Origin of the sequence: Aquimarina celericrescens, from assembly GCF_042682765.1 — a bacterium.
Classification (GTDB): domain Bacteria; phylum Bacteroidota; class Bacteroidia; order Flavobacteriales; family Flavobacteriaceae; genus Aquimarina; species Aquimarina celericrescens.
On the sequence record NZ_JBHUHY010000002.1, the window covers coordinates 485,160 to 503,156 of the forward strand.

Sequence of the window (17,997 nt, forward strand, 5' to 3'; positions counted from 1 at the left end):
TTATAGTATGTAACTAGCTCTCGCAGGACTGCAGGAGATATTTTATAGTACGCAACGAGCTCTCACAGGACTGCGGGAGATATTTTACAATATGCAATGAGCTCTCGCAGGGCTGCAGGAGATATTTACATCATTGATTTTCAATATTTTGGGCGATTTAGTAAATACATAGCACAAAACTTTTGTAGTGGGAACATTGCTGATGAAAGTAAACTACGTACAGGGCATAGATCGGTAATGAATTTTGATTTTATAGTAAGCCACAGAGTATTTAAATCTCGATTATAGAGTAAGTTCTGGTTATGCAATTATTACCGTTCCGTATAAGATCATCTCAAAAGATCAACTATCACTTATTCCATGAATCCTCAGATGTTTTTCTTTAAAACCACAGGAGCTACAAAATCTTGTTTGTATGAATTTAATTTTAGTACTTTTAGTCTTTATTTTAGACGTTGTACGAATGAAACTTACAGTATACATTTTCTTTATAGTATTTTCAACTTCAATTTATGGTCAGGACATAGCGGTTTTGCATTATAAAGGTGGTGGAGATTGGTATAGCAATCCAACAGCATTACCCAATCTTATTAAATTCTGCAATCAAAATATAAACACTGCTATGGGCGATAAACCAAAAACGGTAAAGCCAGAGAGTGTTGATATTTTTCAATATCCCTACATTCATATGACGGGCCACGGAAATGTGTTTTTCACAGATCAAGATGCAGAAAACTTGCGAAATTATCTGCTAAGCGGTGGTTTTTTACATATTGATGACAATTACGGGATGGAGCCTTATGTACGTAAAGAGCTTATTAAAGTATTTCCTGATAAAGAGTTAGTGGAGCTACCCGCAACGCATCCAATTTTTTCTTATCAATATGATTTTCCACAGGGATTACCAAAAATTCATGAACATGATGGTAAGCGCCCACAAGCTCTAGGAATTATTCACGAAGGTAGATTGTTATTATTGTTTACCTTTGAAAGTGATCTTGGCGACGGTTGGGAAAACCCCGAGGTACATAACGATCCGGAAGAAGTTCGATCAAAAGCCCTTAAGATGGGAGCTAATATCATTAAATATGCTTTCGAGAATTAATGAGTCAACAATTACATCATGATACAAATCGATTTACCAAAAAGCAATTTCCAATAACGTTGGTTTGTGATCGCGTAAATTCTCCGGCAAATATCGGTAGTATTTTTAGAATTGCTGATAGCTTTGGTATAGAACGAATCTATTTTTGTGGTCAGGACATAACGGTAGTCAGTAAACGTATGCAACGTACTGCTCGCTCTACACATGAAGTTGTACCTTACCTACAGACAGAAGATATTAAAGCGGTCATTACAAAATTAAAGGCAGAAGATTATACTATTTTGTCCCTAGAAATTACAGAAGACAGTATCCCTGTATCTGAATACCGTTTAGAATCATCAGAAAGAATTGTATTGGTTATTGGAGAAGAGAATTCTGGCGTGTCTGAAGAAATCTTAAACGTATCCAAACAAAGTGTTCACATAAATATGTACGGAAACAATAGCAGCATGAACGTTGCAACTGCAACTGGAATTGCTTTATATGAAATCACTAAGCAGTGGTTAGTGGTTAGTGGTTAGTGGTTAGTGGTTAGTGGTTAGTGGTTAGTGGTTAGTGGTTAGTGGTTAGTGGTTAGTGGTTAGTGGTTAGTGAAATTAATTTAATTCTTTTGCCTCTTGAACACTGCGTAATTTCAGAACTTCGTAACTTTGATTCTTTGCGACTATGAAACTTAAATCATGAATTCAAAAACAATTGCATACGGAATTATTAGAGCGGTTGCTGTCATCGTTGGTGTACTGGGGCTATTGTGGTTTTTATATAAAATCCAGTCCGTTCTCATCTACATTGCATTTGCTTCGGTAATTTCTCTAATGGGAAGACCCCTGGTATCCTTTCTGAAAAGAAAATTAAAATTTAAAAATACCCTCGCTGTTGTTTGCACCTTATTGATAACAATTTTTCTATTCTTTAGTATTTTTACTTTGTTTGTACCTATCGTAGTAGAACAAGGACAGCTGATTGGTGAAATTGACGTTAATAGAATCGGTGATGACCTGGACCGACTTAATCAAGAAATAAGTGATTATTTCGATATAGAAAAGCTTAGCCTTGTAGAACTCATAAAAAAAACAGATCTCATGCAGGTTTTCGATCTTAAAGCTGTTCCTAATACCATTAATTCATTTTTAAGTGGTTTCGGATCTGTAATGATTGGATTATTTTCTGTATTGTTTATTTCCTTTTTCTTGTTAAAGGATAGCTATTTGCTAGAAAACAGCTTATTGGTGTTTGCAAAAAAAGAAGATGAAAATAAATTCATGCAGGCTTTCAACAAAATTAAAGATTTGTTATCCCGTTATTTTGTAGGACTATTGTTGCAGATATTCATACTTTTTGTGCTCTACACTATTCTATTACTCATTTTTGGAGTGAATAATGCCATTGCTGTTGCTTTGATTGCCGCCATTTTTAACCTCATTCCGTATATCGGACCATTGTTTGGGGGCATTTTTGTATTAATTCTAGCCACTACAAGCAATCTGGGTTACGATTTCCCAACAGTAATATTGCCAAAACTCACATATATTCTTATTGGCTATCTGATTATTCAATTAATAGATAATTTCTTAAATCAGCCCTTAATCTTTGGAACTAGTGTAAAGTCACATCCATTGGAAATTTTTCTCGCAATCCTTATTTTCGGATTACTATTTGGGATCAGTGGTCTTATCGTTGCCGTACCATTTTACACTGCAATTAAAGTAATTGCAAAAGAATTCCTGTCTAAATATAAAATTGTAAAAACATTAACCAAGGATTTATAATTGAATTCTCTACTGCTACATAAAGAAGTACAAGCGTTTATTTTTGAGAAGTCTACAACCGCAATCGATTTAAGCAAATTAATATTAAAAGGAAGTCCTTTTAAAAATATTTCTATACAGGAATTGGCGCAACAAATAGATGGAAGGTTAAAAGCTAAGCAAAAACTCCCTTCCTGGTACGCCAAAGAAAAAATCTATTATCCGCCTGTACTCAATCTAGAACAAACTTCTTCTGAAGCGACTGCTGCTTATAAGAGCGAACTGGTTTCTGGGAATACTCTTATTGATCTTACAGGTGGTTTTGGGATAGATTATTACTTTTTTTCTAAAGAAATGAAACAAGTGATTCATTGTGAACTTAATAAAGAGCTAAGTAATTTAGCTAAGCATAATTTTGACATCCTTGGGGCAAGAAATATCAAATGTGTAGTGGGTAATGGTCTGGAAACTCTTAAAAACTACGATTCGGTAGACTGGATTTATATAGACCCTTCAAGAAGACACGATCGCAAAGGAAAAGTATTCTTTCTCGAAGATTGCCAGCCAAACGTTCCAGCAAATTTGCAAACGCTCTTTACAAAAAGTAAGAACATTTTAATTAAAACCTCACCGCTTCTCGATCTTCAGATCGGAATAAATACGTTGAACCACGTAAAAGAAATTCATGTCGTCGCTGTTGAAAACGAGGTAAAGGAATTACTATGGGTTTTAGAAAGAGGCTTTGAAGGAAAAACTATGATTAATACAGTTAATCTTTTAAAAAGTAACCGACAGGAGTTCGATTTTATCTTAAAAGATGAATCGTTACAGCCTCTACATATGGGAGCACCAAAATCATTTTTATACGAGCCAAATTCTGCAATTTTAAAAAGTGGTAGTTTTTTAAGTATTGGTAATCGTTTTGCATTAGAAAAACTCCATCTTCATTCGCATTTATATACGTCTGAAAAGAAAATAGAGTTTCCCGGAAGAAGTTTTGAAATTGTGTCCGTATATCCTTATTCGAAAAAAATCATTTCTAAGACAGGGATTTCAAAAGCTAATATTACAATACGCAATTTCCCTGAAAGCGTATCTACGTTAAGAAAAAAACTAAAAATTGAAGACGGAGGCGAAAACTACCTTTTTTTCACCACAGATTTGAATAACAAAAAGATCATGATACAGTGCAAAAAATTCAATAGTAGCTAGTCTAAGACATTTCAAACGTTGAGTATGATAAATTGTATTTCGACTAACTACGTTTGACAGAATATCTTTATTGGGTTTTTAGTCTTAAAAAAAGGTGCCTAAAAAAGACACCTTTTATCAATAAATTTATTTTAATTTTTTTAGGATCATATCACACTAAATCGCTTAGTTTTTGTGCCCTGATCAGAAATAATATAGATTAAATACGTGCCTACTCTCAAGTCAGAAGCATCCAACTTAAAGTTGTTGCGCCCAGTATTTAACTTCCCTAAGTCTATTCTCTTAATCACCCTACCCTGAAGATCAAGAATTTTCACATCAATTTGCGAACCTTTATTTGATTCAATATCTAAATTGAGAGTAGTATTACTTAAAGGATTCGGATACACATATACCTCCATATTTTTGGTTGCATAGCTTGTATTTAACTTAGCCGATCTACAGCCAGCAGATGTAGGATCCCAGAACCATGTACTGATCACGGGATCATACCCTGGGTTATCATGTTCACAGATATAATTGCTTCCGTTGTAGGATACAATATCACCAGTATAGTATTGGGTAACTGCAGACCATTCAGAACAGGCTCCTCCTCCACCAGAACCACCACTACAATTTTGAGAGGTAGGATCCCAGAACCAATGACTAATCACGGGGTCATAACCAGGATTGTCATGAACACAAATATAATTGCTTCCAGTATACGTTACTATATCACCAACATAATACGGTGTTCCTGCCGACCAGGGAGTACAAGAACCTCCTGATCCGCCTCCACTTCCGCCATTCAATTTAGCATCAATCACATTAAGTAAAGAATTTGAAGGATTAGAGTGATCTTGATCAATGGCCCATATCATGATACCACCAATGTTTTCATTCAACGCCAGTTGTACTTTGTCTTCGATCAACTTCTTCGCATTATAACCATAACCGTTTGATTGATCACAGGTATTGTTATTTGGATACACTTTGTTTGGAGCACTAGGATCGGCAGCAACAATATCTTAGTAAGCCATGGATCCTCCGCTAGCGTTCCAACCATAAAAAGGAAGTCCCAATTGCAGTCTGGAGCTAGATACTCCACGTCCCTGCCAGTAATTAATTGCACTGGCAGCAAAGGCGTATGTTGAATGGTTTATTCGAGGGCTGGCATCATATGCCATAATATGTATATCATCTAGATACTGAAAAGCAGAAGATGAGAAATGTTGCCCACGATAAGCAGACGCAGGAACTGCTGTAGAAAGTTCTAAGTTTTTTGTTGGATGTGTATTCATCTTGGCTTTAAGGGCTGCTAGTAAATTAACATATAGCCCTTGACTACCAGCACTTGGATATTCCCAATCCAAGTCAATACCATCCAGGTCATATTGCACAATCAAATTGTACAGGTTGTTTACAAAATTTGTTCTGGCAGACCCTTGGGAGACCGCATTGAATGCTTCCGGATTGCCATCTGCAGCACAAGCACCAGACTGATATGCATAACTACAAGGAAACCAACCTCCAACAGCAAGAATAGCCTTGGCACCTTGAGCGTGAGCTATAGATACCATCGTACTAAGGTAACTACCGTCTATGGCATTTAACTTACCATCCAAATCGGGATGAATGGTTGCAAACGAATAAATGACATGGGTTAACTTAGAGGCCTGGTCAGCTGTGACTTGTGCGCGCCAGCTTTGTATATAGCCTACTTTTTTTTGTGCATGTGATGACAGGGTAAACATTAAAGCCATCAAAAGAATCAATGGAAAAGTGTAGTAAAATCTTCTCATAATAACATGGTTTTTATAGTTAGCGTTAGAATAAATTGAGTAGTTATAGGCACGAATTAGCAAGGCCCAGCATATCCAAATTATGGATTAAGTAAATAATACCATTTCTCACATGAAATTACCGTATAAAATTGTCTCTTTTGACTTGATGCTTCGTTATAAAATTGATCGATAGCTATGACTATCCATAAATTTTTTGCCTTGCCTAAAATCAAAATAGTTCAATTCGTATATCAGTTACTTCATATAAGAACTGGTATAAGAATAAAAACAACCTAGAGTAAATTTTCTGTGTTTGAAATTAGTAATTGGTCATTCATACAATTATCTACTAATACAACGTATACTACAATATAATAGATAGGATGTATAAAAATTCTTTTTTTAGCTTAATGGCCTGGATTTGTAGCTAAACTGTAAAAATTAGAAGAATTATATTAAAAACTTTAAAAGATGAACATTAATCCTGAACTGGTTTTTTGGAAACTAAATGGTTATTCCCCAAAATTATGGCAAGTGTTAACAGCTGCATATAAAGCTAAAAAATAGTTTTTTTCTCTCTTGCCGAAGACTTTTATCGATAAGGATTAGGATATTTATACAATCAGGGTGTTATAAAAACTTCAGAATAGGCTATAAAACCTTCAATATACTCTTTCAATTCTGAAGATGTGATCTTTTCTACATTTTCTAAAATGAAATCTTTATCTTCTTCGATATTTTTATAATATCCAATAATTTTAGGAACATTCGACTGAATGCTTAAACGTATCATACGTAATTCAATATTATCCAGATCCAACTTGATCGCATCATCAATCATGTTTTTACCTTTATTGAAATAGGATAATTTACTAATGGGATTCCATAAAAAAGAAGCCTTTAAAGCCAAGGCTGCGCCATGATATCCCTGATAAATGGCCTCCTTATTGTCAAGAGCTTTTTTGGTAAGTTTATAAAAATCTTCTGCATTTTCTTTTGATACATTGCAGACTTTATAAGATTCTCTAATCTCTTCCATACTAATTACTTCTGCACTCAGGTTAGTAAAAAATAATACTACAACTATAGACAAAATGTTCATCATTCAAAGTTATTATTTAGCCAACGAAATTTTAAGTAATAAATTATTCTTCTTACCGTCAAAAACTTCAAGAATAATATCTTTATTAGGTAATGTAGCCGCCTTGGTAAGCTCTAAGACATCTAATCGAGAATTTCTTATATCGCTTCCCGTTAAAATTGCTTCTTTGGCGACTTCACCAGTAGCATCATCAATCACATAAGAAGTAAGATAAATAAACTCTTTTTTACCATCAAAATATCGTGTTGGAGTTTCTTCGAAAGATCGTTTAAGGTTTGTAAAATCATCGATAAAAAACAAATAATGCTTACCTGCATTCTTAAAATTTATGTAAGACATACTTCTTTTGCTTACAGTACCCATTTGCCACTTTGGAAGCTTGTGCATCCATACTATTTTTCCTTCGGCAGATAACTTAAAAGCAAAAATATCGCGATAGTAATATTTATAGGTTGTTCTTGATCCAGATGAGCTTGACGTTGTAAAAGCATCAACAAAACGTTGCTCTGCAAAAATTACGGTACTGCCATCAGGATTGAAAACCACGTCATTCACTCTTAATTTTTCAAGGTCTTTTAGATCATTTTCTTTTTGAGTTCCTTCATTAATTCGTGCTTCTCTCTGGAGTACAAAATTTTGTATGGTTTCTTCAGGAATATCACTCTTGGATAAGGAAGCTATTGATCCATCATTAGCCAGCGTTGCCGTAAAAACTCCAGAAATCTCTGTTTTGTTTGTATTACTCGCATACAATCCAGATACCTTTGGTACATCTCCTTTATCGAATTCTAGAACTCCATCAATGATTGAATGACCTGGAATATTGATTTTATGTTTGATCACTTCTTTTCCATTTTCGGTAATTTTAAATACTTCGGTTCTATAAGAGGATTCCAATTTATTCTTTTCCTGGGATGCTTCACTAAAAATAGAAGCAGTCATGTAAAAATTTCCTTTATTGTCGATCGCAAAATCTTCATTCTGAAGAATATCAGATGCATAAGGCATTGTCACTTTTCTTCTCCATAACATATTCAATCCATCACTAAAAACTGTGATCCCAATTTTATCAGCTTTATTGTCTCCTGTCTTAATACGAAATAATGTTAATAGCTTTTTACCGTCAGGTGATTTTTTGAAAGCAAATTTATTGATTCGACCGCCGGCATCAAATCCGTAGGTACTTTTAAACCCAAAATCTCTGTCTATATTTTCTTTATCATTTATAAGTAGAATAGGTTTTTTTGCTACAATTCCTGTAGGCGAAATTTTTTGTCCATAAGCTTTATCTTTTGTAGAATAAAAAACGACTGCATTATCACCTAATTTCATTACCGTTTGAAAATTACCCTTATCTTCGATAACCTGACGCATTTTTACATCTTCTACTAATTTATCAAGATTAAATCTCTGGATTGTCATAGAATTACGCCCCTTTTTAATCGAAACCAGGCGATTTCCAGAAGCAACATGATAAGTACCAAGGCTTTTAATCCTTTTGTACTTCTCACCTGTTTTAAATTCGAAATCTTCCAGCAGTACTGGTTTTTGGGCAAAGGCCATACTGCTTATAAACAGGATAAAGAAAAAGACAGATTTGGTATTCATTTTCGGATAGTTTTTGCAAATACTCATAACAATATTTTAATAGGTCAATCGAATACAAATATATAAAAGCTTTCTTTGACCTTATTAACAAAGTTCATACCAATAAAAAAGATAAGAAAAATCTGATTTTCAAGTTTTTAAAAACATGGTCAAATCAAATAAAAAATAATGCTAAAAAAATGTTGCATTGTAGGCACATAAAAGCTACATTTGCATCCGCATTTGAAACACTAATGCAGAGTTCTTAACAAATTTACAGGAGAGGTGCCAGAGTGGTAATGGAGCAGATTGCTAATCTGTCAACGCGCAAGTGTTGCCCGGGTTCGAATCCCGGTCTCTCCGCATTTTTGTTTCGGGGTGTAGCGTAGCCCGGTTATCGCGCCGCGTTTGGGACGCGGAGGTCGCAGGTTCGAATCCTGCCACCCCGACAATTAAAATATATTCTGGTCGCGTAGCTCAGCTGGATAGAGCATCCCGATTTCCAATCGGGACGGTCATAAATCCAGAAGAAAAACGAAAAAAGGTCGCGTAGCTCAGCTGGATAGAGCATCTGCCTTCTAAGCAGACGGTCACAGGTTCGAATCCTGTCGCGATCACAGGAATAACAAGGCTTTCGAGAAATCGAGAGCCTTTCTTGTTTTTAAATTGCACAAAATTTGCACAAATTATCGAAATTATCAAACCCTAATTATTTGCTTGACTTAAAGATTGATTCATAAATTTTTCTTCCTATTTTATAAGTTATTTAAGGGAAATGAGGTGGCACTTTCATAGCTTGCTACCACTCTCCTTAATCTTTTGTCATTTGCGATGATTCGACTAGCTGCGAAAAAGTTCGTCATAAATGCATTTTGCTTTTCTAACCCCTCTAAATCACTTCTTTTTGCCAAGTGTATCTTCGTACAAGCTGGATTATTAAAAATTTCCTCTAAAATTGTTTTGTCCGTTAAACCTAATGAATGACCCAAATTAAGCACTTCATAATTATTAAAACCTTCTATAGCTTCCAATAATTCTGAATATCGATTGTTCTTTCCATAACCGAAGGTTTTAAAATTTTGTATGTATTCATCAATTTCCGTGCTTAATAGTTGCTGATATTCCTTTGATTGATCGTTACCATAACCAAAAATAATTTCTTCATTCGATTTGCCATGAATAAAATTAAGTCTGATAGAATCAAATTTATCCTTTTTAAAAAAAGGTAAGTAATGGCTAATGGTATTAGTATAATTAAAAATCAAAAGATAAATATTCTTGACTAGTCCATTGTTAAAATGATAATCAAAAAAATTCCGAATAGATTTATCTAAACTTGTCTCTAAAGCTTCCAGATAAGTCTTTAGCCAAGATTTGATCATTTCAAATTCTTTATTTAATCTTTTTAAATCAGATTTCTTCTCGATCGGTGTAGTTCTATTAGATCTATGAGATATATTAAGTAATCGGTCAAAATATTCATTTTCAATATTAAACCAGTTATGCTCTTTACTCGCGTATATTTCACCAAGAAAATTATTTGTAATTACATGACTTATGTCGTGATTAGCTCCAAATATACCTACGATTATTCTGTTTAAATCTTCACTATTTTTTACTTCCCTAAGGTAATTCTTTAGCTGTAAATTAATAAGATAATCAGGATTAGATTTTAGACTTCTAACCTTATCATCTTTTAATAAGATAGAATTGTAATTTGCATTATAAATGCATTTAAAAATTTCCGGTGTAATTATTTTACTTACTATGTAATCAGAAAAATCAGAATAACTGGTTGGTAAATCATGGGCTAAATCAAATCCATTACCAAGGATTACTATTATGTTTTCACTTTTAAACATGCATCATCAAAATTAAAAACCAGATTCATTGTACTATGATTAACAATATAATACTTTTACTTGTCAAGATCTAATTCCTTTGAGCCCACCACATAAAATTTATTTTATATCAATTCAACTCTGGAAAAGCCCCGTACTTATTTAAAATATACATCTTAATATCTTCAAGCGTATAGCTCATTTCAATAATTTTGGCTAACTTTTTCTTTATTTTCTTATTATATTTTTCGATTTCTTATTCTAGTTCTTTTTTAATTTTGTTTTCAATTACAATTTCAGAATTATTAACACTAAACAGTATCAATTTAATAAGCGTGAAGAAAATGAAGCTGAAAAAACAACAATTTTTTAGCACTTCAACAATTTAAAGATTGAATTTTTTGATTGTATAATAGTCTTCTTCTGCCTGGTCTAAGGTAATACTATTTTTATCGTTACAATTCTTGTATTTATAAGAGACTTCTGGATTTCCGTATAAAACAGGGGTTCTTTCTACACAATTTTGCTTTCCAACTAATAAAAATAATGCATTTGATTTTAAAATTTCTTCTGAAACATCAATCCCCATAGAAAACCTCACTTTTTCCGAATGTGCAAAATCATTCCCATAATCTGCATAATTACCTAAATAAGATCCATAATCTTTCCATCGATAAAATCGATAGTTCATCTTGGAAACCATTTCGAGGCGATCGTCCGCAATTTTGTACAAGTACACAGGTGGAAGTACTGGATTTTTAGTTTTTGATATGATCAAGAGTGTAGCAGTTACGTATTTATTCCCTCTTTCTGCATCAACGTAATGATATCTATCTTCATACCGGTCAATAATCCATCTTTTAGAAGCTTTGATGTTTGAAAATGTTAGTTTCAGGTTTGACAACTCAACACTATTTTGTTGCTTCAGAGATTTAAAACCTAATCTATTCCGTCTTTCTTGTTCTAATTTTATCCTTTCTTTTTCCTCTTCCAGGTTTTTCAGAGCCAATTTAGCCGCCTTAGCCTGGGATGATTTAGGATATTTTTCTATTAGCTCTTTGTATTCAGATTCTGCAATAAGCAATTTACCTTCGCTCTGATTTCCCTGAGCAATCAAAAATCTGTTTTCCGGGGTGTTTTTTAATTCTTCATTTTCTTTAGAACAAACTTCATATTGCTCTTTAAGTTTACTATATTCTTCTTCGGATATATTACTACCACACGAAATAGCTAGCAGTACAAAAAAGTATTTTAGTTTCATAATAATAATGTATTCAATGGTTTATACTTTATCCCTATTCTCTAATTGGATTTATTTTTTTCTTGTGCACGTTGTGACTTGAATAAAATCTTTAAAGATGAATTAAAGATATTTTTTAGTTTTCTTAATTCTATGTGGAAAACCACAATCTTATTTCATTAATTAGTGTTGATTTTGTACATCATTAGGATCATCAACGATTTGGTTTAGTGTTTCCGTTGATAATTTGTTGTAGTCTACATTTGAAAACGAAAACTGTTCGATTGTGATATTATTTCCGATTTCTTGATGAGGTTTACCTCTTAGTCGATTCATAATAGCCTTATACGCAATCGTATCACCGTTTTTTAAGGCTTTCTCAATTTGCTTTAAATCCATAGCGGTTTCAAGAGTTATTCGATCAATCTTAAAATCTAGATATAACAAGAAGTCCTGGACTTCTTTCAAGGCATTTACCTCAACTAATTGCTCTGCAATCTTTTTTAACAAGTATTTTCTTTTCCTGCCTTCACTTTTTGACCTTTTTGAAGGCTGGTTTTTCTTTGAAAATCTTGTTCGTTGTCCTTTCTTTAAATTTTCATTATTTGCCATTTTCTCACCGTTTAAACCCGTTTAAATTTTTTTATAATTTTTGGCGCGTGTTTTTTTCTTTTCTTTTTTTTAAACTTTTTCCGCTTGTAAAGGAATAATAATAAAGGTCAAAATAAATGACACACACTTTTATAATATCTTTCTATAATTTCTTTTTAGAAGTTCTTTCTATAATATCTTTTTATAGGTTGTCAATATTTTTAAATTAATATAAAGATGGTTTCACAAAAGTTTAAACTATCTTAAAAATCTTTTTTATAGGTTGCGTTATGGTTGCGAAACCCCAAGTTTTTGTAATGCCAATAGTCTAGCTTTTTTTTCCCTTTCTTTATGTTGCTTTTCCAGTGTGGATTTTCTCCTTTTCTCGGCTTCAAAAATTAATTGCTCTAATTCGAGTTGAAAACTCACATAGAAACCCCTAGTATAATGAGAATATGTTTTTAAATTCCAATGTACTCTTAATTCTTTTTTAATCTTCCGGGTTTGATAATGGTTACTAAATGGTTGTAATTCTTTTGACAAATCGGATACATCATTTATCGATTTAGCCCTCCCGTCCATTCTAGCAAGCCAAAATCTATTATCTATCTTACAGTATGCCTTATTTTGTAAAATACTCTTAATAGCTAAAAAACCAAGCAAACAAGCTTTACTAAAATCATCCTTTTCGTTTTTATAATAATCCCACCAAATTGAAAGATCAATGCCTACCTTTGGTGAATTGTCATCAATACTATAGTATATTTCCTCTCCATTAGTGTATGAATTTTCGATGTTCCCTAATTTTACTTGATAATAATCGGCACTTGATTGAATACATTCTAGCTCATCACCATATTCTAGTTTTAAGGAGTGATTATAGATAGCATAATCACAAATATCATTCAATACCTTCTTTGTATTACTCATAAAACCCTTAAGTAAAGATATAGGAAAATTAAAGTATCTATCCCCTTTATTCATACCTAATCAATAAACTTATTTAACCAAACATAGAAATCTTCAAACGTTCTTACAATAATGTAAATACCTCCAGCACGTTCAATTGATTTTTGATACCTTTTTTGATCTTCACTTTGGTAATGATCCCCTGTGGCTTCACACTTAATTTCGATTTTGACAGATCTTCCTTTTATAGTTGCAGATATATCTGCTGTACCTTTTTGACTACTGCCCTTCGTCCAAGTCACGCTTCCAACAGTTCTCTTATTGCCCAAAACGTCAGTAACAGTTTTGCGTTTATCAATTTGTCTTCCCATTGAATTAATGCGTTCTGCTTGAAATCCATTAAGCTCAATCCAGTCAATTACGCACCTGGTCAACCCATTAGATGTATTGTCGATATATTTAGGTTGTGGTATAGCATGTTTCGGAAAGTTTGGGTAACGATTTTCTATGTCTTTCAATGCTAATTCAGCCAGTTTTTTTAAACCCTGATTGTTCATAACTAAAAAAGATTTAACTGTGTAGTTTCTGAAAGTCTATCAAACTCTTCAGGATTTGTACTGATTAAACGCGCATAATGTTTGGTATACGGACAAATAACAACCTCAATAGACTCTACTAGCAGTCCTCTATCTTCAAGATGTTTTTTATACCTGCAAGCTGCCTCGACTGGAATGTCAATAGCCACACAAAGTGCTTTTTTCGTAGTGGTCACGTATTTCAGAGAAGTGTAGAATAATTGTTCTTCCCCATATTTTGCGCTTAACTCTTTAATCGTTAAACCACTTCCTTTTTCTATTTCATTTTTTATGTGGTCTAATACTAAAAGCTTATCTTTATTCCGTCTACTATTTGGGTTGTGATTTTGGTTATTTTCCATTTTGCAACCCTTTTTTATGTTTAGACAAATAATTATCAGTTTCTGCCTCAATTTCTGAAACTGTTTTTTTTCTGCCCTGCTTTAACCATTCATCAATTTCGGATTTTAGGAAATAAAGTTTTTTACCTCTTTTATGAAAGGGCACACTTTTTTTACTAACCCATCCATAAACTGTAGGTTGTGCTGGTTTTTCTGGAAGATATTTACATAGTTCAGGAAGATCAAACCATGTATTTGTATTCTTGAATGACCCTTGATCTTGTATCTCAATCAACAAGCGTTTTACTTCACTAACTTCTTCTGTTAGAATTTTTACCGAATTAGGTAACTGTTCGAATGTTATATTTTCTGTCATCACAAAGTAATTTTAATGATTTACTCTGCAATATTATTTAGTTGTTTATGATTACTAATGAAGTTAGTAGTATTAGTAAAAGTTTCGTAGAATTCGTAAGATCTTAGTAATTAATCCTTACTGAAATTAGTACTAACTGTATCTGTTTTGTAGCCCTGAAAATAGTCGCCTAAAAGTCCTGCATACTCTTTTTGTTTACCATGTGGTTTTATTGCAACGTTTTTATAGTAATTATAAAACACCTTTATAACACTCTGCTTGTTTCTAACATTTTTGAAACTGAAAAGCGTTTCAGGAATTTGCTTATTTTCAAATGAAGCTTTCAAATAAAGCCTAAGATCAGCTTCATCTATCATTTTAGTATCAACTAGATTTGATTTGAAGTGATTGTAAACTTTTTCCTCATTAATTGAATCAAAGTTATTTGTGAATTCAAACGTACTTGAATCCTGTGATTCATTTTTTAATATATCCAATTTGGGGGTTGTGTCAATATCAGTATTATTTTCTCCAAAGAAAAGGGTATTATCTTCTTCAAACATTACCTCTATGAGTTTTGTATACGCAGTATTAAACCCCCATTTAAAGAACTTCTCTAAGCTTGTAACGTATGGAGTGTCAGTTTTAACATATCGACAACCAAAAGTTACACCTCCAAATTCTTCAATATTTTTATTGAAGTATAAATGTTTAATTTTTTTAACGTATGAACTGGAATTCCTTGAATATCTGTATTTACTCGGTAAAAAATGATTGTTCATAAAATAATTTTTACCTTCTAAATATCCATCAATAATTTTAGTAAGAATATCGCTTATTGTTATAGTTGGGTCTTCATTTAAAGAAATATCTTTAAACATCTTACTTGAAAGAACAGCAGCCAAATAGCAATTATAAATAGGTATTTTTTCACCTTTATAATCAACTACTAAAGCAGGAGTACCTTTTTTTTGCTTCTCTTTATAATCTGCAAAACGAATATAACTCTCTGCTGATTTATAGAGATCACCTAATGATATTATAATTTTACTTTTATCGGTTTCCATTTGATTGATTACAGGAACATTAAAAATCCATTAATTGATTAGCGAATTGTTTTTTGGTTTCATCCTCGAATCCAGCAAAATAATTTTTTGTAACGTTAAGATTGCTGTGGTTAAGTGCCTCGCTTATAAACTCCATTGAAGCCCCTTTTTGTATTGATCTTGTAGCAAAACTATGTCTTGCCCAGTAGCTAGATATTTTGAATTCAAAACCTTCGTTACTGGCCAGTTTATTGAAATGAAGATTTACAAAACTCGTGAAATTTTTAATCTTTCTTTGTTGTTCTGCTACATCGTCATTCATTAATATTACCGGAAAAATTACCTGTAACTCACTTTTGTCTTTATTTCCATATTTATTGATAATACTTTTTGCATATTCATTTAAAAAAACTTTAATTTCTTTCAAATTCCCTTTTTTGGTATTTAAGGTTTTTGCACGATAGTAAAATAAAGCGTCATTACTTAAATTTTCATACTTTAACAATGCTATATCCTTAATGTTCATCCCATTGCAAGCATAGCTGAAGAACCAAAAATCTTTTGCCATTTCCTGTTCTTGACTTTGAGGTTTGGCGTTAAATAAAGTTGCTAATTGTTGTTTATTTAACGCTTTCTTCTTTCTGGTTGAAGTTGGTACTTGATATTTACCTTTTCCTTTACCAAACGGATATATTTCTCTTTTTATATCGTTTTCATTAATCGCATCATTAAAAATGGTTCTCAAAGCTCTTAAGTAGATAGAAACAGTTGTCCGGCTTTTACCTTCCGTATCAATCATAAATGATTCATATTTGTTAAGCCAATCTGCACTTACATCATAAAACGTTAAGTTCTTTATAGTAGTCCTTGTTTTAGCTTTAATGAATCTTGTTATTGATTTTAGACTCAAGTCATAATTACTTGCAGTAGACAACTGTTTATTATTATTCAAAGAGTTGATTTTATTTTGATAATGATAAGCAACATTAATAGAAGCATCTTTGCTCCTAAACATTTTCTTTTCAAATAATTCAAAAGTGAAAGACTGTAATTCTTTTGCCACGGCTTCAGCATTACTCTCAATACGTTGTAATCGAATTTTTAATTCTTTATTTTTTCCTCTTACCTTAGTATCTGAATTAAATAACGTTTCAAAATCCTTTATAGATAAATCAACACCAGTTGGATAAAGTTTAGCTTTTTTAATCAAGTTGGAGTAAATACGAAGTTTTACTGGAAACAAATTGTTTATTTTCTTACTGGATTTTCTCTTGTCCAGACAAATAGAAGTATTGAATTGCATTTTGTTTATCTAAGGATAATTAGCAAGATAATAATTTGCACAAAATTTGCACAAATTTGCACAAAACAACATACTAATACTTATTAACAAATATAGACAAAACCCTTATAAACTATTGTATCTATGAGCTTTAGTATAAAAACAAAGTAGAAACTAAATATAATAAATTATAACTTCTAAGCAGACGGTCACAGGTTCGAATCCTGTCGCGATCACAGGAAGCCTTACTTTTGTAAGGCTTTTTTGTTTTAAAAATCTATCGATGTTTACTGTTTATATTCTTTTTAGTATTTCTTCAAATAAATATTATGTGGGTAATACCATCAATTTAGATGATCGGTTATATAAGATAGAGTATTAGACTTTTTTTGACAAATATTGAAACTAATATTTTAATTCTTCATTTTTATCCCAAATACCCCAATAAGCACCTACATCTCCTTCATCCCCTACTTTCCATGACTCATCAAACGATGAAAAATAAAACAGTTCTATACCTTCTTCTTCTACCCATTTTTGAGTGTTGATAAAGTATTTCATGGCATTTTCATAGGATGGAAATGCCCCTTCAAGATTTGTACCCTTACTAGGCCATCCGGTTTCGGAAATAATGACCTTTTTTCCTTTACCAGCACGAAGCGCCCTTTGATACATATCTTTCATATACAAAAGTGAATAATCCAGATCACAACCTTCCCAAAAAGGATAGCAATTCGCCAAAATAATATCACATGCTTCGCTAATTCTAGGATGATCCACAAACTCATAATAGGCATCAACATACCCCACAGGGACATTCTTTATTTTTGATTTGGCATGATTAATGAAATCCAATAACTGTTGTTCGGTTAGGTCACCTCTATACATTACCTCATTACCAACTGCTGCGATATCTACATAGCCCTCTTCACACAAATCAATAAGATTAGCAACCTCTTTTTGGTTGATCTCGTCATCATCTTCAAGCCATGCCCCAACCAATGTTTTCATACCATATTCTTTGGCGATCTTCGGTATTAATTCATTGCCTTCTGTTGTAGAAAATGAACGCACCCATTTGGTATAAGGTGCAATAATCTCTATACGGCGTCTTATTTGTACTTCCGATAGTTGATCGCCTGGTTGCTGCCCTTCTACATAAGGGCTAAAACCTAACCCGTGCATACCCCTTACTAAAAACTTTCTAAACAAAGCTCGTAAGTCTTCTGTAGTTTTATCGGAGTAGTCTAAACTAGCTAGAGCCAAAAACTTTTCTTTTCTTACAGACATAAGATAGGTG

The 17,997-nt window shown here is 32.7% G+C and carries 20 protein-coding genes and 3 tRNA genes; 9 read left to right on the forward strand and 14 right to left on the reverse strand.

The window, feature by feature from the left end:
- The first annotated feature begins 96 nt into the window (after nt 1-96).
- From ACFSJT_RS02185 to ACFSJT_RS02205, 5 genes are all read left to right on the forward strand, one after another.
- Entirely contained in the window at nt 97-288 is a 192-nt protein-coding gene (locus ACFSJT_RS02185; protein WP_378318562.1) for a hypothetical protein, read from the forward strand.
- A 175-nt stretch (nt 289-463) separates the two neighbouring features.
- Nucleotides 464-1,105 (forward strand): DUF4159 domain-containing protein, encoded by a 642-nt coding sequence (locus ACFSJT_RS02190; RefSeq protein ID WP_378318891.1) that lies wholly within the window; start codon nt 464-466, stop codon nt 1,103-1,105.
- Nucleotides 1,105-1,626, forward strand: coding sequence for a TrmH family RNA methyltransferase (locus ACFSJT_RS02195; RefSeq protein ID WP_378318563.1), 522 nt, complete (start codon nt 1,105-1,107; stop codon nt 1,624-1,626). The genes ACFSJT_RS02190 and ACFSJT_RS02195 overlap by 1 nt, the downstream gene beginning before the upstream one ends.
- Nucleotides 1,627-1,785: 159 nt before the next feature.
- On the forward strand, nt 1,786-2,874 hold the full coding sequence (locus ACFSJT_RS02200) for an AI-2E family transporter (RefSeq protein WP_378318564.1): 1,089 nt from the start codon (nt 1,786-1,788) through the stop codon (nt 2,872-2,874).
- Nucleotides 2,875-4,065: a THUMP-like domain-containing protein gene (locus tag ACFSJT_RS02205; protein ID WP_378318565.1), complete on the forward strand. Its 1,191-nt coding sequence runs from the start codon at nt 2,875-2,877 to the stop codon at nt 4,063-4,065. It begins immediately after the preceding gene.
- Between the two features lie 146 nt (nt 4,066-4,211).
- Here ACFSJT_RS02205 and ACFSJT_RS02210 read toward each other — a convergent pair whose 3' ends face one another.
- The 4 genes from ACFSJT_RS02210 to ACFSJT_RS02225 form a co-directional block, all read right to left on the reverse strand.
- Complete coding sequence (locus ACFSJT_RS02210) at nt 4,212-5,036, reverse strand: carbohydrate-binding protein (RefSeq protein ID WP_378318566.1); 825 nt, start codon at nt 5,034-5,036, stop codon at nt 4,212-4,214.
- Nucleotides 5,037-5,072: 36 nt separating this feature from the next.
- Nucleotides 5,073-5,846, reverse strand: a complete 774-nt coding sequence (locus tag ACFSJT_RS02215; protein ID WP_378318567.1) for a glycoside hydrolase family 18 protein — start codon at nt 5,844-5,846, stop codon at nt 5,073-5,075.
- A gap of 604 nt (nt 5,847-6,450) precedes the next feature.
- Nucleotides 6,451-6,933 carry a hypothetical protein gene (locus ACFSJT_RS02220; protein WP_378318568.1) on the reverse strand — a complete coding sequence of 161 codons (483 nt, stop codon included), beginning with the start codon at nt 6,931-6,933 and terminating at the stop codon, nt 6,451-6,453.
- A gap of 9 nt (nt 6,934-6,942) precedes the next feature.
- Nucleotides 6,943-8,538: a hypothetical protein gene (locus tag ACFSJT_RS02225; protein ID WP_378318569.1), complete on the reverse strand. Its 1,596-nt coding sequence runs from the start codon at nt 8,536-8,538 to the stop codon at nt 6,943-6,945.
- Nucleotides 8,539-8,796: 258 nt separating this feature from the next.
- Here ACFSJT_RS02225 and ACFSJT_RS02230 point away from each other — a divergent pair.
- The 3 genes from ACFSJT_RS02230 to ACFSJT_RS02240 all read left to right on the forward strand — a co-directional run bounded on the left by ACFSJT_RS02230 (nt 8,797) and on the right by ACFSJT_RS02240 (nt 9,134).
- A tRNA-Ser gene (locus tag ACFSJT_RS02230) sits at nt 8,797-8,880 on the forward strand.
- Nucleotides 8,881-8,891: 11 nt separating this feature from the next.
- Nucleotides 8,892-8,966 (forward strand) — tRNA-Pro (locus ACFSJT_RS02235).
- Nucleotides 8,967-9,060: 94 nt separating this feature from the next.
- A tRNA-Arg gene (locus tag ACFSJT_RS02240) sits at nt 9,061-9,134 on the forward strand.
- A gap of 138 nt (nt 9,135-9,272) precedes the next feature.
- Here ACFSJT_RS02240 and ACFSJT_RS02245 read toward each other — a convergent pair.
- The 9 genes from ACFSJT_RS02245 to ACFSJT_RS02285 form a co-directional block, all read right to left on the reverse strand.
- Nucleotides 9,273-10,379 carry an AbiH family protein gene (locus ACFSJT_RS02245; protein ID WP_378318570.1) on the reverse strand — a complete coding sequence of 369 codons (1,107 nt, stop codon included), beginning with the start codon at nt 10,377-10,379 and terminating at the stop codon, nt 9,273-9,275.
- Between the two features lie 364 nt (nt 10,380-10,743).
- Nucleotides 10,744-11,619 carry a hypothetical protein gene (locus ACFSJT_RS02250; RefSeq protein ID WP_378318571.1) on the reverse strand — a complete coding sequence of 292 codons (876 nt, stop codon included), beginning with the start codon at nt 11,617-11,619 and terminating at the stop codon, nt 10,744-10,746.
- Nucleotides 11,620-11,781: 162 nt separating this feature from the next.
- Nucleotides 11,782-12,210 (reverse strand): hypothetical protein, encoded by a 429-nt coding sequence (locus ACFSJT_RS02255; protein WP_378318572.1) that lies wholly within the window; start codon nt 12,208-12,210, stop codon nt 11,782-11,784.
- Between the two features lie 267 nt (nt 12,211-12,477).
- Entirely contained in the window at nt 12,478-13,119 is a 642-nt protein-coding gene (locus ACFSJT_RS02260; protein ID WP_378318573.1) for a hypothetical protein, read from the reverse strand.
- Nucleotides 13,120-13,175: 56 nt separating this feature from the next.
- The gene (locus tag ACFSJT_RS02265) at nt 13,176-13,655 is read right to left on the reverse strand and encodes a hypothetical protein (RefSeq protein WP_378318574.1); all 480 of its coding nucleotides are present in this window, start codon (nt 13,653-13,655) and stop codon (nt 13,176-13,178) included.
- Between the two features lie 2 nt (nt 13,656-13,657).
- On the reverse strand, nt 13,658-14,035 hold the full coding sequence (locus tag ACFSJT_RS02270; protein WP_378318575.1) for a hypothetical protein: 378 nt from the start codon (nt 14,033-14,035) through the stop codon (nt 13,658-13,660).
- On the reverse strand, nt 14,025-14,390 hold the full coding sequence (locus tag ACFSJT_RS02275) for a helix-turn-helix domain-containing protein (RefSeq protein ID WP_378318577.1): 366 nt from the start codon (nt 14,388-14,390) through the stop codon (nt 14,025-14,027). The genes ACFSJT_RS02270 and ACFSJT_RS02275 overlap by 11 nt, the downstream gene beginning before the upstream one ends.
- A 110-nt stretch (nt 14,391-14,500) precedes the next feature.
- Nucleotides 14,501-15,436 (reverse strand): hypothetical protein, encoded by a 936-nt coding sequence (locus ACFSJT_RS02280; protein ID WP_378318579.1) that lies wholly within the window; start codon nt 15,434-15,436, stop codon nt 14,501-14,503.
- A gap of 19 nt (nt 15,437-15,455) precedes the next feature.
- Nucleotides 15,456-16,658, reverse strand: coding sequence for a tyrosine-type recombinase/integrase (locus ACFSJT_RS02285; protein WP_378318580.1), 1,203 nt, complete (start codon nt 16,656-16,658; stop codon nt 15,456-15,458).
- Between the two features lie 322 nt (nt 16,659-16,980).
- Here ACFSJT_RS02285 and ACFSJT_RS02290 point away from each other — a divergent pair, with 322 nt between their 5' ends.
- Entirely contained in the window at nt 16,981-17,079 is a 99-nt protein-coding gene (locus ACFSJT_RS02290) for a GIY-YIG nuclease family protein (RefSeq protein ID WP_378318581.1), read from the forward strand.
- 23 nt (nt 17,080-17,102) lie between these two features.
- Here the strand turns inward: ACFSJT_RS02290 and ACFSJT_RS02295 are convergent, their stop codons facing one another.
- Nucleotides 17,103-17,987: a glycoside hydrolase family 17 protein gene (locus ACFSJT_RS02295; protein WP_378318582.1), complete on the reverse strand. Its 885-nt coding sequence runs from the start codon at nt 17,985-17,987 to the stop codon at nt 17,103-17,105.
- Nucleotides 17,988-17,997 lie beyond the last annotated feature (10 nt).

Bases quoted from the DNA above. Each gene is read 5' to 3' on its own strand.
- ACFSJT_RS02185 (WP_378318562.1), top strand. From the start codon at position 97: ATGAGCTCTCGCAGGGCTGCAGGAGATATTTACATCATTGATTTTCAA.
- ACFSJT_RS02190 (WP_378318891.1), top strand. From the start codon at position 464: ATGAAACTTACAGTATACATTTTCTTTATAGTATTTTCAACTTCAATT.
- ACFSJT_RS02195 (WP_378318563.1), top strand. From the start codon at position 1,105: ATGAGTCAACAATTACATCATGATACAAATCGATTTACCAAAAAGCAA.
- ACFSJT_RS02200 (WP_378318564.1), top strand. From the start codon at position 1,786: ATGAATTCAAAAACAATTGCATACGGAATTATTAGAGCGGTTGCTGTC.
- ACFSJT_RS02215 (WP_378318567.1), bottom strand. From the start codon at position 5,846: ATGAGAAGATTTTACTACACTTTTCCATTGATTCTTTTGATGGCTTTA.
- ACFSJT_RS02220 (WP_378318568.1), bottom strand. From the start codon at position 6,933: ATGATGAACATTTTGTCTATAGTTGTAGTATTATTTTTTACTAACCTG.
- ACFSJT_RS02225 (WP_378318569.1), bottom strand. From the start codon at position 8,538: ATGAATACCAAATCTGTCTTTTTCTTTATCCTGTTTATAAGCAGTATG.
- ACFSJT_RS02245 (WP_378318570.1), bottom strand. From the start codon at position 10,379: ATGTTTAAAAGTGAAAACATAATAGTAATCCTTGGTAATGGATTTGAT.
- ACFSJT_RS02250 (WP_378318571.1), bottom strand. From the start codon at position 11,619: ATGAAACTAAAATACTTTTTTGTACTGCTAGCTATTTCGTGTGGTAGT.
- ACFSJT_RS02255 (WP_378318572.1), bottom strand. From the start codon at position 12,210: ATGGCAAATAATGAAAATTTAAAGAAAGGACAACGAACAAGATTTTCA.
- ACFSJT_RS02260 (WP_378318573.1), bottom strand. From the start codon at position 13,119: ATGAGTAATACAAAGAAGGTATTGAATGATATTTGTGATTATGCTATC.
- ACFSJT_RS02265 (WP_378318574.1), bottom strand. From the start codon at position 13,655: ATGAACAATCAGGGTTTAAAAAAACTGGCTGAATTAGCATTGAAAGAC.
- ACFSJT_RS02270 (WP_378318575.1), bottom strand. From the start codon at position 14,035: ATGGAAAATAACCAAAATCACAACCCAAATAGTAGACGGAATAAAGAT.
- ACFSJT_RS02275 (WP_378318577.1), bottom strand. From the start codon at position 14,390: ATGACAGAAAATATAACATTCGAACAGTTACCTAATTCGGTAAAAATT.
- ACFSJT_RS02280 (WP_378318579.1), bottom strand. From the start codon at position 15,436: ATGGAAACCGATAAAAGTAAAATTATAATATCATTAGGTGATCTCTAT.
- ACFSJT_RS02290 (WP_378318581.1), top strand. From the start codon at position 16,981: ATGTTTACTGTTTATATTCTTTTTAGTATTTCTTCAAATAAATATTAT.
- ACFSJT_RS02295 (WP_378318582.1), bottom strand. From the start codon at position 17,987: ATGTCTGTAAGAAAAGAAAAGTTTTTGGCTCTAGCTAGTTTAGACTAC.